The following is a 12,141-nucleotide window of genomic DNA, read 5'->3' as shown; positions in this document are numbered from 1 at the left end:
AGATGTGTATAAGAGACAGCTGCTGGCCGCCCTCGCCGCCGGGCGGGGCGCCGCCCTGCTCGCCGCCGAGAAGCAGCCGCACCGCGCCCGGCTGGTCGAGCGGGCGCTCGCCGGCAACCCCGGCCCGTACCAGGTGATCACCACGGACGGCACCCGCCCGCCGTGGCTGCCCGGCACGTTCGACCGCATCCTGATGGACGTGCCCTGCTCCGGCCTGGGCGCGCTGCGGCGTCGTCCGGAGTCCCGCTGGCGGCGTCGCGCCGAAGACCTGGAAGCCTTCGCCCCGCTCCAACGGGGTCTGTTGCGCGAGGCGTTGAAAGCCGTACGGATCGGCGGCGTGGTCGGTTACGCGACCTGCTCGCCGCATCTCGCGGAGACCCGCGTGGTGGTCGAGGACGTCCTCAAGGGCCGGGGTGGGGAGCCGGTGGAGGCGGAGTGGATCGACGCCCGCCCGCTGATGCCCGGTGTCCCCGCCCTGGGCGAGGGCCCCGACGTCCAGCTCTGGCCGCATCTGCACGGCACGGACGCGATGTACCTGGCCCTGCTGCGCCGGACCGGCTGAACGTCCGGCTCTGCGGACCGGCCGGCTGAGTATCCGGCTCCATGGGCCGGCCGGCCGTGCTCGGCCGTCGGCCGTGACCGGCCGAATCTCGCCCCGCGAACAGCAAAGAAGAGCAAAGCGCTGGCAAAATGCGCAGAATGTGCGAACTGTGATGGCCCTGTGAGGCTTCGGGGCACATCGAGGCGGGGAACCGGCGGGAGACGTGGCAGGCTTGGGTCATGGCGCAGATCAACCCCAGCATCCTGTCCGCCGATTTCGCGCGTCTCGCCGAGGAGGCGAAGGCCGTCGAAGGCGCGGACTGGCTCCACGTCGATGTCATGGACAACCACTTCGTGCCCAACCTGACCCTCGGCGTGCCGATCGTCGAGGCGCTCAGCAAAGCCACGGACACCCCGCTGGACTGCCACCTCATGATCGAGGACGTGGACCGCTGGGCCCCGGGCTACGTGGAGGCGGGGGCCGGATCCGTGACCTTCCACGCGGAGGCCGCGGCGGCTCCGGTGCGCCTGGCGCGGGAGATCCGGGCGAAGGGCGCGCGCGCTTCGATGGCGCTCAAGCCCGCGACGCCCATCGAGCCGTACGAGGACCTGCTCCCCGAGCTGGACATGCTGCTGATCATGACGGTCGAGCCGGGCTTCGGCGGCCAGGCCTTCCTGGACATCATGCTGCCGAAGATCCGTCGCACCCGGGAGCTGATCAGCAAGCACGGCCTCGAACTGTGGCTCCAGGTCGACGGCGGGGTCTCGGCCACCACCATCGAGCGGTGCGCCGAGGCCGGCGCCGACGTCTTCGTGGCGGGCTCCGCGGTCTACGGTGCGCAGGACCCGGCCGCGGCGGTGCGGCAGCTGCGGGCACAGGCGGACGCGGCCACGGCCGGCGCCCCCTGGGCATGCGGACACTGAACCAAGGGCAGATGAACGCGGCCCGACAGGGCCGATCAAGGACCGCCGGATCTGACAGGATGAACGGCGTATCGGGCGTGTGAACAGCAGTGAGGAGATCGCGGTGTCTGGCATCTCGGCGGGTCGGTCAGCCATGCGGATGGGACCCGCGGAGCTGGTGCAGGCGGCGGCCATGGCCCGCCGGTTCTACCTGGAGGGCAAGTCCAAGATCCAGATCGCCGAGGAGTTCGGCGTGAGCCGCTTCAAGGTGGCCCGGGTCCTGGAGACAGCCCTCGAACGCGATCTCGTACGCATCGAGATCCGGGTACCTGCCGAGCTGGACGCGGAACGCTCCGACGCCCTGCGGGCCCGTTACGGGCTCCGGCACGCGGTGGTCGTCGAGTCCCCGGCCGAGGAGCAGGAGGACGCCCCCGACCCGGAGAACCTGGGCGAGGTCGCGGCCGATCTCCTCGGCGAGCTGGTCGCCGAGGGTGATGTGCTCGGCCTGGCCTGGGGCCGCTCCACCATCCACATGGCGGCCGCCCTCGACCGGCTCCCGCCGTGCACGGTCGTCCAGCTGACCGGAGTGTACGACGCGGGCACCGCCGAGCGCGGCTCGGTCGAGGCGGTCCGCCGGGCGGCGCAGGTCTCCGGCGGCGAGGCGCACCCCATCTACGCCCCGATGCTGCTGCCCGACCCCGCGACGGCCGCCGCGCTGCGCGAGCAGACCGGCATCGCCCGGGCCTTCGAGTACTTCGACAAGGTGACGGTCGCCGCCGTCTCCATCGGCTCCTGGGAGCCGGGCATCTCCACGGTCCACGACATGCTCTCGGACGCCGAGCGCGCGCATTACGCCTCGCTCGGCGTCGCCGCCGAGATGTCCGCGCATCTCTTCGACTCCGACGGCCGCCGGGTCGGCCGTGACCTGGGGGAGCGGTGCATCACGGTGGAGACGGACCGGCTGCGCCGGATCCCCGAGGTGGTCGCGATCGCGGGCGGTCAGCGCAAGGCGGCGGCGATCGGTGCGGTGCTGCGCTCCGGCCTCGTCACCAGCCTGGTGACGGACACCGCCGCGGCCGACTATCTGCTCACCGAGTCCCCGGCGGGCGTGCGCCCGGCACTGGAGCGGGCCGACCCCGACGGGGAGTGACAGCGGCGGGAACACACCGAGGGCCGTGCACCGTATCCGGTGCACGGCCCTCGGTCCGTCCCGTCCCGCGTCAGCCGGCCGGCGGGGCCTCGGCCGCGCACGGGGCGGGGGCGGCGGCCTCGGCGCGTGCGGACGGAACGCCCAGCACGGTCTCCTCCAGATACTCCTCGGGCTCCTCGTACTGGCCCACGTCGGCGGGGTTGTACCGCGGTGTCCGGCGCGACCAGTCGAGGTTGCCGCGCATCCAGCTCCGCATCCCGTCGAGGTAGGGCACCAGCATCCCGGACAGCTCCGGATACAGCTCCAGCAGCTCGTCCTCGGCGGTCAGGAACCGCTCGGTCTCCATCGCGAGGCGCTCCGCGACATGGTCCAGCGCCTGCTGCTCCCCGAGGCCCCGGTGATGGCGGACCAGGTGGACGAGGTTGTGGATCTCGCCGAGCACCTGCTCCTTCTCGAAGGAGTACACGTCGTTGGCCCAGCACACGTGGTTGCACGCGGCTTCCAGGGCGGTGATGAAGCGGGGGTCGTTGTGGATCGACTCCGGGGCGTCGATGCCCGCCACGATCTCTATGAGGTCCATACAGACGTGGATGGCCCCGGTGTGCCGACGCTTGGCGATGTACGCGTCCTCCGAGGGCACCACGTCCTCGGCGCGGTTTCCCGCCTCCCAGGTCGTGGCGGTCGTGAGGTAGGTGACCAGGTGCCAGGCGAACCGGGTCCGCCAGTGCGGGGCGGCGTTCGGTGTCGTACGTTTCCACAGGTCGGCCAGGGCCGTCACGGCGGCCGGGGCGTCCTCACCCGGCAACGGCTCGGGGGCGGAGCCGTCGATCACGGCGCGCATCCGGTCGACGACGTCCCTCACCCGGTCGGGTGAGCGCCCGAGGTGGCCGTCGTCGAGCTGGTCGTCGACCAAAAAGAGCCAGACGAACCAGTCGGCCACCAGGTCAAGGTGTTCCTCGTCGGCGGTCGGGTAGACCATGCCGACGAACGCCCCGAAGTCGGCCTGTTCGAATCGGTTCCTCGCGGACTCGCGGTGGACCAGACCCGTCCGTCTGGTCCAGCTGTCCAGATGCCCACGGGTGTGTGCCACGTGCGGGTTGGTCCGCTGCGGGAACGGGCAGTAGATGTCCGGCAGTTGGCTGTCCACAGGCGGATCGGGATCCTCTCCGGTCAAACGGTGTGCCCAGGGGTGCCGACGAGCCGGATCGACGTTTCGGACACCCCCGAGACCTGCGGGTTTGAAGCTACCTGACCCCTTGTCACCCGGTCCAGGGATGGTGATCACGAATGATTCGAATCCTGTTCGGGTAGGGTCCGTGGGCAAGGCAGGTTCCACTTGCCCGGAGCCCCCGGCCGCCTCTTCGGAGGATTGGACGAACGCGGGGGTATTTTGTTGTGTCTTCGTGGAAGCGACCTGCACCGTTTCGTATGAAAAAATGAGTGTTATGCGTTTTCTTGAGCCGGGCACCGGTCGCTACACAGAGTCCCCCGCGGTCCCGTACGACCTCACGTACGACGATGTCTTCATGGTCCCGGGCCGCTCCGCGGTCGGCTCCCGGCAGGGGGTGGACCTCTCGTCGCCCGACGGAACCGGTACCACCATTCCGCTCGTGGTCGCCAACATGACCGCCATCGCGGGCCGCCGGATGGCCGAAACCATCGCCCGCCGGGGCGGCCTCGTCGTCATCCCCCAGGACATCCCGATCGAGGTCGTCACCGACGTCATCTCCTGGGTCAAGACGCGCCACCTCGTCCTCGACACCCCGATCGAGCTGGCCCCCGGCCAGACCGTCGCCGACGCGCTGTCCCTGCTGCCCAAGCGGGCCCACGGCGCGGGCGTCGTCGTCGACGCCGACCGCCGTCCGGTGGGCGTCGTCACCGACCACGACCTCACGGGCGTCGACCGCTTCACCCAGCTCTCCGAGGTCATGTCCAAGGACCTGGTGCTGCTCGACGCGGACATCGACCCGCGCGACGCCTTCAACAAGCTCGACGGCGCCAACCGCAAGCTCGCCCCCGCGGTCGACGCGCAGGGGCGCCTCGTCGGCATCCTCACCCGCAAGGCCGCCCTGCGCGCCACGCTCTACACCCCCGCCACCGACGCCGAGGGCAAGCTGCGCGTCGCGGCCGCCGTCGGTATCAACGGCGACGTGGCCGGCAAGGCCAAGCAGCTCCTGGACGCGGGCGCCGACGTCCTCGTCGTGGACACGGCCCACGGCCACCAGGAGTCCATGATCAGCGCGGTGAAGGCCGTCCGGGCGCTCGACCCGCGGGTGCCGATCGTCGCGGGCAACATCGTCGCCGCCGAGGGCGTGCGCGACCTGATCGAGGCGGGCGCGGACATCATCAAGGTCGGTGTAGGCCCCGGCGCCATGTGCACCACCCGGATGATGACCGGCGTCGGCCGCCCGCAGTTCTCCGCCGTCCTGGAGTGCGCCGCCGAGGCGAAGAAGCACGGCAAGCACGTCTGGGCGGACGGCGGCGTCCGGCACCCGCGTGACGTGGCGATGGCGCTCGCCGCCGGTGCGTCCAACGTGATGATCGGCTCCTGGTTCGCGGGGACGTACGAGTCGCCCGGCGACCTCCAGCAGTCCGCCGACGGCCGCTTCTACAAGGAGTCCTTCGGCATGGCCTCGGCCCGCGCCGTGAAGAACCGCACCTCGGACGAGTCCGCGTACGACCGCGCCCGCAAGGCGCTCTTCGAGGAGGGCATCTCCACCTCGCGGATGTTCCTCGATCCGACCCGCCCGGGAGTCGAGGACCTCATCGACTCGATCATCGCGGGGGTCCGCTCCTCCTGCACCTACGCCGGAGCCGGCTCCCTGGCGGAGTTCGCCGAGAAGGCGGTCGTCGGCGTCCAGAGCGCCGCCGGTTACGCCGAGGGCAAGCCGCTGCACGCCAGCTGGAGTTGATCCCGGATCCACCGCAACACCCCTGCCCTCACCGGCGCGAAGCAGCCGGTGAGGGCAGGGGTGTTTCCGGGCTTCCGGCAGCGATCGGGGGTGCGCTTCAACTCTGTTGAATGGTAAGTAATATGAAGCTCACTCAGCTGCCTGCCTCTCTGCGGTAAGGGATCTCATGTCCTTCTTCACTGACCTGGCCCACCAGTACATCGACGGCGAGTGGAGGCCGGGGAAGGGGTCCTGGGACATCATCGACTTCAACCCGTTCGACGGGGAGAAGCTCGCCTCGATCCCGGTCGCCACCGCCGACGAGGTCGACCAGGCCTACCGCGCCGCCGAGCGCGCCCAGCAGGCGTGGGCGGACACCAACCCGTACAGCAGGCGGGCCGTCCTGGAGAAGGCGCTGCACCTCGTCGAGGAGCGCGAGCCGGAGATCAGCGACGCGATCGTCGCCGAACTCGGCGGCACCCGGCTGAAGGCCGCCTTCGAACTGCACCTGGCCAAGGAGTTCCTGCGCGAGGCGATCCAGCTGGCGCTGCGCCCCGCCGGACAGATCCTCCCCTCGCCGACCGAGGGCAAGGAGAACCGCGTCTACCGCGTGCCCGTCGGGGTCGTCGGAGTGATCAGCCCGTTCAACTTCCCCTTCCTGCTCTCCCTCAAGTCCGTCGCCCCCGCGCTGGCCCTCGGCAACGCCGTCGTCCTCAAGCCGCACCAGAACACCCCGATCTGCGGTGGCACCCTGCTGGCCAGGATCTTCGAGGACGCGGGCCTGCCCGCCGGGCTGCTGAACGTCGTGATCACCGACATCGCGGAGATCGGCGACACCCTGCTGGAGCACCCCGTGCCGCAGGTCATCTCCTTCACCGGCTCGGACAAGGTCGGCCGTCACGTCGCCACCGTCTGCGCCCGGAACCTCAAGCGCGCCGTGCTCGAACTCGGCGGCAACAGCGCCCTGATCGTGCTCGACGACGCGGATGTGGACTACGCCGTCGACGCGGCGGTCTTCAGCCGGTACGTCCACCAGGGCCAGGTCTGCATGGCGGCCAACCGCATCCTGGTCGACCGCGCCGTGGAGGCGGAGTTCACCGAGAAGTTCGTCGCCAAGGTCGCCTCGCTCACCGTCGGCGACCCCGCCGACCCGGCCACCCAGATCGGCCCGCTGATCAACTCCTCGCAGGCCGAGTCCATCTCCAAGCTCGTCGACCAGACCGTGGCGGCCGGGGCGACGGCCCTCCTGCACGGCCGCGCCGACGGCAACCTGGTCAGCCCCTCCGTGCTGACCGGCCTCGCCGCCGACTCACCCGTCCTGCACCAGGAGATCTTCGGCCCCGTCGCCCTGCTGGTGCCCTTCGACGGCGAGGACGAGGCCGTCCGCATCGCCAACGACACCCCGTACGGCCTCAGCGGCGCCGTCCACACCGGCAACATCGAGCGCGGGGTGCGGGTCGGCCAGCGCATCCACACCGGCATGATCCACATCAACGACGGCACCGTCCACGACGAGCCGATCGTTCCCTTCGGCGGCGAGAAGAGCTCCGGCCTCGGCCGGCTGAACGGCGACTCGATGGTCGAGGCCTTCACCACCCAGAAGTGGATCTCCATCCAGCACGGCCGCTCGCAGTTCCCCTTCTGAGCCCCTTTCCCCGCCCGGTCCCGGCCGGGCGGGGAACTGCGCCGAGCAGGCCCGCGACGGCGGCTCATGGTCTACTGCGGGAGGCGGCACGCTCCGCCTCCCGCCAGCCGACCCACCGCAGAGAAGTGAACCGCCCGACGTGCGCCTGAACGACCTCGACGAACGCATCGTCCACGCCCTCGCCGAAGACGCCCGGCGCTCCTACGCCGACATCGGCGCGATCGTCGGCCTCTCCGCCCCCGCCGTGAAACGCCGCGTCGACCGGCTGCGGTCCGAGGGAGCGATCACCGGCTTCACCGTGCGGGTCGACCCGGCGGCGCTCGGCTGGGAGACCGAGGGATTCATCGAGATCTACTGCAGCCGCAACACCTCCCCGGACGCCATCAAGCAGGGCCTCGCCCGCTACCCGGAGATCGCGTCGGCCTCGACGGTGACCGGGGAGGCGGACGCGGTGGTGCAGGTCTTCGCCGCCGACATGCGCCACTTCGAACAGGTCCTGGAGCGGATCGCGGGAGAGCCGTACGTCGAGCGGACCAAGTCCGTCCTGGTGCTCTCGCCGCTGCTGCGGCGGTATTCGGCGGAGGGCCCGCCGGCCTGAGGCCCGTTCCGCGACAGTGGCGCACATCACCCCGCTGACCTGCGATGACGCCGCACGCAACGATTCGCCGCGCCACGGCCTCCTCGCGCAACGAATCAACGGTTGATGCGCAACACTCGCGCCTTGTCCGCGCTGATCCGGCCCACGTACCTTCGATACGTCTCCCCACCCCGCCCGCACCGCCCGAGGTCAGTCATGCCGTCGTTGCGCACCGCCCTGCTCCAGAGCTCCGGACGCCCTCGCGCCGTCGCCGAGAACCTGAAGGTGCTGGACGAGGCCGCCGCACGGGCCGCCGGCGCGGGGGCCCGGCTGCTGGTCTCGCCCGAGCTGTTCCTCACCGGATACGCCATCGGCGACGCCGTCCCCGAGCTGGCCGAGCCCGCCGACGGCCCCGGCGCCGAGGCCGTCGCCGAGATCGCCGTACGCCACGGTCTCGCGATCCTCTACGGCTACCCGGAGCGCGACGGGGAGCGGATCTTCAACGCCTCCCAGCTCATCGGCCCCGACGGCGGGCGCCTCGCGAACTACCGCAAGACCCACCTGTTCGGCTGCTTCGAGCAGGAGTGGTTCACCCCCGGCGACCAGCCGGTCGTCCAGGCCGACCTCGACGGCATCCGTATCGGGCTGCTGATCTGCTACGACGTCGAGTTCCCGGAGAACGTCCGGGCGCACGCCCTGGCCGGCACCGATCTGCTGCTGGTGCCCACCGCGATGATGCACCCCTTCCAGTTCGTCGCCGAATCCGTCGTCCCCGTACGGGCCTTCGAGAGTCAGATGTACGTGGCGTACGTCAACCGCACCGGCCCGGAAGGCGAGTTCGAGTTCGTCGGGCTCAGCTGCCTGGCCGGCCCCGACGGCACCGTGCGCACCCGCGCCGGACGCGGCGAGGAACTCGTCGTCGGCGAGGTGGACCCGGAGTTCCTGGCCGCCTCGCGTGCCGCCAACCCCTATCTGCACGACCGCCGCCCCGGCCTGTACGGCTCCCTCGCCTGAGCCCGCCTCCTCCCCGAACTTCCGTACCGCGCAAGGAGTCCGTACCCCATGACGTCCACGGTGCCCAACGCCGTCCAGCACACCGACGCGGCCGCCCCGCCGATCACCATGTTCGGGCCGGACTTCCCGTACGCGTACGACGACTTCCTCGCCCACCCGGCGGGACTCGGGCAGGTACCGGCGACCGAGCACGGCCAGGAGGTCGCCGTCATCGGCGGCGGGCTCTCCGGGATCATCGCCGCGTACGAGCTGATGAAGATGGGCCTCAAGCCCGTCGTCTACGAGGCCGATCAGATCGGTGGCCGGCTGCGCACCGTCGGCTTCGACGGCTGCGACCCCTCGCTCACCGCCGAGATGGGCGCCATGCGCTTCCCGCCCTCCTCCACGGCGCTCCAGCACTACATCGACCTGGTGGGCCTGGAGACCCGGCCCTTCCCCAACCCGCTCTCCCCGGCCACGCCCTCGACCGTCGTGGACCTCAAGGGCGCGTCGCACTACGCCGAGACCATCGACGACCTGCCGCAGGTCTACCGTGACGTGGCCGAGGCGTGGAGCGCCTGTCTGGAGGAGGGCGCCGACTTCTCCGACATGAACCGGGCGCTGCGCGAGCGCGACGTACCGCGCATCCGGGAGATCTGGTCGCAGCTCGTCGAGCGGCTCGACAACCAGACCTTCTACGGCTTTCTCTGCGACTCCGACGCGTTCAAGTCCTTCCGGCACCGCGAGATCTTCGGCCAGGTCGGCTTCGGCACCGGCGGCTGGGACACCGACTTCCCCAACTCCATCCTGGAGATCCTGCGCGTCGTCTACACCGAGGCCGACGACCACCACCGCGGCATCGTGGGCGGCAGCCAGCAGCTCCCGCTGCGCCTGTGGGACCGCGAGCCGCAGAAGATCGTCCACTGGCCGCTCGGCACCTCGCTGTCCTCCCTGCACGAGGGCGAGCCGCGCCCCGCCGTGACCCGGCTGACCCGTACCGCGGGCAACCGCATCACGGTCACCGACGCCACCGGGGACATCCGCACCTTCCGGGCCGCGGTCTTCACCGGCCAGTCCTGGCTGCTGCTCTCCAAGATCGACTGCGACGACGCGCTCTTCCCGATCGACCACTGGACGGCGATGGAGCGCACCCACTACATGGAGTCGTCCAAGCTGTTCGTGCCGGTCGACCGCCCGTTCTGGCTGGACAAGGACGAGACCACCGGCCGCGACACCATGTCGATGACGCTCACCGACCGGATGACCCGGGGCACGTACCTCCTGGACGACGGGCCCGACAAGCCCGCCGTCATCTGCCTCTCCTACACGTGGTGCGACGACAGCCTGAAGTGGCTGCCGCTCTCCCCGAAGGAGCGCATGGACGTCATGCTCAAGTCGCTCGGCGAGATCTACCCGAACGTCGACATCCGCAGCCACATCATCGGCAACCCGGTCACCGTCTCCTGGGAGAACGAGCCCTGGTTCATGGGCGCGTTCAAGGCGAACCTGCCCGGCCACTACCGCTACCAGCGGAGGCTGTTCACCCACTTCATGCAGGACGGACTGCCCGCCGACAAGCGGGGCCTGTTCCTGGCGGGGGACGACATCTCCTGGACGGCCGGCTGGGCCGAGGGCGCCGTGCAGACCGCGCTGAACGCCGTGTGGGGCGTCATGCACCAGTTCGGCGGGGCGACCGACGCGACCAACCCCGGGCCCGGCGACGTCTTCGACGAGATCGCCCCGGTGGAACTCCCCGAGGACTGAGCGGGGCTTCATCGCAACGGCCGAACGCAGCCGCCCGCGAAGGGACTCGGCGGTCGTGGTCCCGGAGCAACGCCCGCCGGATCAGGACTTCCCGGGCCCCGCGCCCTGTTCGCCGGAACTCCCGTCTGACGCGCCCTCGTCGTCCGAGGGCGCGTCGTACGCGGAAGTGCCGGAGTCCAGCAGCGGTTCCTGCGTCTTGAGATGGGCCGGGGCGAAGGCCCGCAGCACGTGGTACCCGGTGATCACGACGATCGTGCCGAGTGCGATGCCGCCCAGTTCGAAGTTGTCGGTGATCTTCAGGCTGACCCCGCCCACGCCGATGATGATGCCCGCGGCGGCCGGGACGAGGTTGAGCGGATTGCGCAGGTCCACCCGGCCGTTGAGCCAGATCTGCGCACCGAGCAGGCCGATCATCCCGTACAGGATCACGGTGATTCCGCCGAGCACCCCGCCCGGGATCGCGGCGACGACCGCGCCGAACTTCGGGCACAGGCCGAAGAGCAGGGCGAAGCAGGCCGCCGCCCAGTACGCCGCGGTGGAGTAGACGCGGGTCGCGGCCATCACGCCGATGTTCTCGGAGTACGTGGTGTTGGGCGGCCCGCCCACGGCGGTGGAGAGCATCGACGCCGCGCCGTCCGCCGCGATGGCGGTGCCGAGCTTGTCGTCCAGCGAGTCGCCGGTCATCTCGCCCACGGCCTTCACATGCCCGGCGTTCTCCGCGACCAGCGCGATCACCACGGGCAGCGCCACCAGGATCGCGGACCACTCGAAGCTCGGCGCGTGGAAGGACGGCAGCCCGATCCAGTCGGCCTGCCCGACGGCGGAGAGGTCCAGACGCCAGTGGTCCACGGCCTCCGCGCCGCCCACCGGGGAGTGGATCTTGCCGAGGACCAGGTCCAGGACCCACGACAGCGCGTACCCGAAGACCAGTCCCAGGAAGATCGCGATCCGGGAGAGGAAGCCGCGCAGACAGACGACGGCGAGCCCGGTGAACAGCATCACCGCGAGCGCCGTCCACTGGTCCTGCGGCCAGTAGGTCGACGCGGTCACCGGGGCGAGGTTGAAGCCGATCAGCATCACCACCGCGCCCGTCACCACCGGCGGCATGGCCGCGTGGATGATCCGCGCGCCGAACCGCTGCACGGCGAGACCCACGAGGAAGAGGGCCACCGCGACCACGAACACCGCGCCCGTGATGGTGGCGACATCGCCGCCGCTCGCCCGGATCGTGGCCGCGACGCCGACGAAGGAGAGCGAGCAGCCCAGATAGCTGGGCACCCGGCCCTTGGTCGCCAGCAGGAAGATCGCGGTCGCGACGCCGGACATCATGATCGCGAGGTTGGGGTCCAGGCCCATGAGGACCGGCGCGACGAACGACGCCCCGAACATCGCGACCACGTGCTGTGCGCCGAGTCCGAACGTACGCGGCCAGGAGAGCCGCTCGTCGGGCCGCACCACCGCCCCGGGCGCCGGTGTCTTCCCGTCTCCGTGCAAGGTCCAGCGCACGCCGAGGCTCATGGTTGCTCCCTGAAGGTCTGCTCGGTGTGCCGCCCGGTCTGCGACCCGGTGTTCGGTGTTCACCTGCGGAAAAGATCAGCGCCATGGTAGTGGTGCGGCGGGCGGCGCCCGCGCGGAGGTCTCCCGCCGCGCGGGCGCCGTACCGCGTCCCGGGCCGCCG

At 70.7% G+C, this 12,141-nt stretch carries 9 protein-coding genes and 1 pseudogene; 8 read left to right on the top strand and 2 right to left on the bottom strand.

The window, feature by feature from the left end; genetic code table 11:
• The 3 genes and pseudogenes from CR470_RS14895 to CR470_RS14885 all read left to right on the top strand — a co-directional run.
• Positions 1-562 (top strand): annotated as a pseudogene (locus CR470_RS14895) (rRNA cytosine-C5-methyltransferase); the annotation flags it as partial.
• A gap of 218 nt (positions 563-780) precedes the next feature.
• Positions 781-1,464, top strand: coding sequence for a ribulose-phosphate 3-epimerase (rpe, locus tag CR470_RS14890; RefSeq protein WP_097868078.1), 684 nt, complete (start codon positions 781-783; stop codon positions 1,462-1,464).
• A 133-nt stretch (positions 1,465-1,597) separates the two neighbouring features.
• Positions 1,598-2,593, top strand: coding sequence for a sugar-binding transcriptional regulator (locus CR470_RS14885; protein ID WP_097868077.1), 996 nt, complete (start codon positions 1,598-1,600; stop codon positions 2,591-2,593).
• A 70-nt stretch (positions 2,594-2,663) separates the two neighbouring features.
• Here the strand turns inward: CR470_RS14885 and CR470_RS14880 are convergent, their stop codons facing one another.
• A complete protein-coding gene (locus CR470_RS14880; protein ID WP_097868076.1) occupies positions 2,664-3,740 on the bottom strand; it encodes a terpene synthase family protein in 1,077 nt (358 codons plus the stop codon).
• Between the two features lie 298 nt (positions 3,741-4,038).
• Here CR470_RS14880 and CR470_RS14875 point away from each other — a divergent pair, with 298 nt between their 5' ends.
• The 5 genes from CR470_RS14875 to CR470_RS14855 all read left to right on the top strand — a co-directional run bounded on the left by CR470_RS14875 (position 4,039) and on the right by CR470_RS14855 (position 10,463).
• A complete protein-coding gene (locus CR470_RS14875) occupies positions 4,039-5,505 on the top strand; it encodes a GuaB1 family IMP dehydrogenase-related protein (protein WP_097868075.1) in 1,467 nt (488 codons plus the stop codon).
• Positions 5,506-5,671: 166 nt separating this feature from the next.
• Positions 5,672-7,129, top strand: coding sequence for an aldehyde dehydrogenase family protein (locus tag CR470_RS14870; protein WP_097868074.1), 1,458 nt, complete (start codon positions 5,672-5,674; stop codon positions 7,127-7,129).
• A 139-nt stretch (positions 7,130-7,268) separates the two neighbouring features.
• A complete protein-coding gene (locus CR470_RS14865) occupies positions 7,269-7,727 on the top strand; it encodes an Lrp/AsnC family transcriptional regulator (protein ID WP_097868073.1) in 459 nt (152 codons plus the stop codon).
• A gap of 195 nt (positions 7,728-7,922) precedes the next feature.
• A complete protein-coding gene (locus CR470_RS14860; protein ID WP_097868072.1) occupies positions 7,923-8,720 on the top strand; it encodes a carbon-nitrogen hydrolase family protein in 798 nt (265 codons plus the stop codon).
• Positions 8,721-8,768: 48 nt separating this feature from the next.
• Positions 8,769-10,463, top strand: a complete 1,695-nt coding sequence (locus CR470_RS14855; RefSeq protein WP_097868071.1) for a flavin monoamine oxidase family protein — start codon at positions 8,769-8,771, stop codon at positions 10,461-10,463.
• Between the two features lie 81 nt (positions 10,464-10,544).
• On the opposite strand, the gene CR470_RS14850 is transcribed toward CR470_RS14855, so the two are convergent.
• Positions 10,545-11,981, bottom strand: coding sequence for a uracil-xanthine permease family protein (locus tag CR470_RS14850; protein ID WP_097868070.1), 1,437 nt, complete (start codon positions 11,979-11,981; stop codon positions 10,545-10,547).
• Positions 11,982-12,141: the final 160 nt, after the last annotated feature.

It is taken from the genome of Streptomyces sp. rh34, assembly GCF_002551245.1.
Classification (GTDB): domain Bacteria; phylum Actinomycetota; class Actinomycetes; order Streptomycetales; family Streptomycetaceae; genus Streptomyces.
This window is presented reverse-complemented; position numbering and strand designations above follow the sequence as displayed.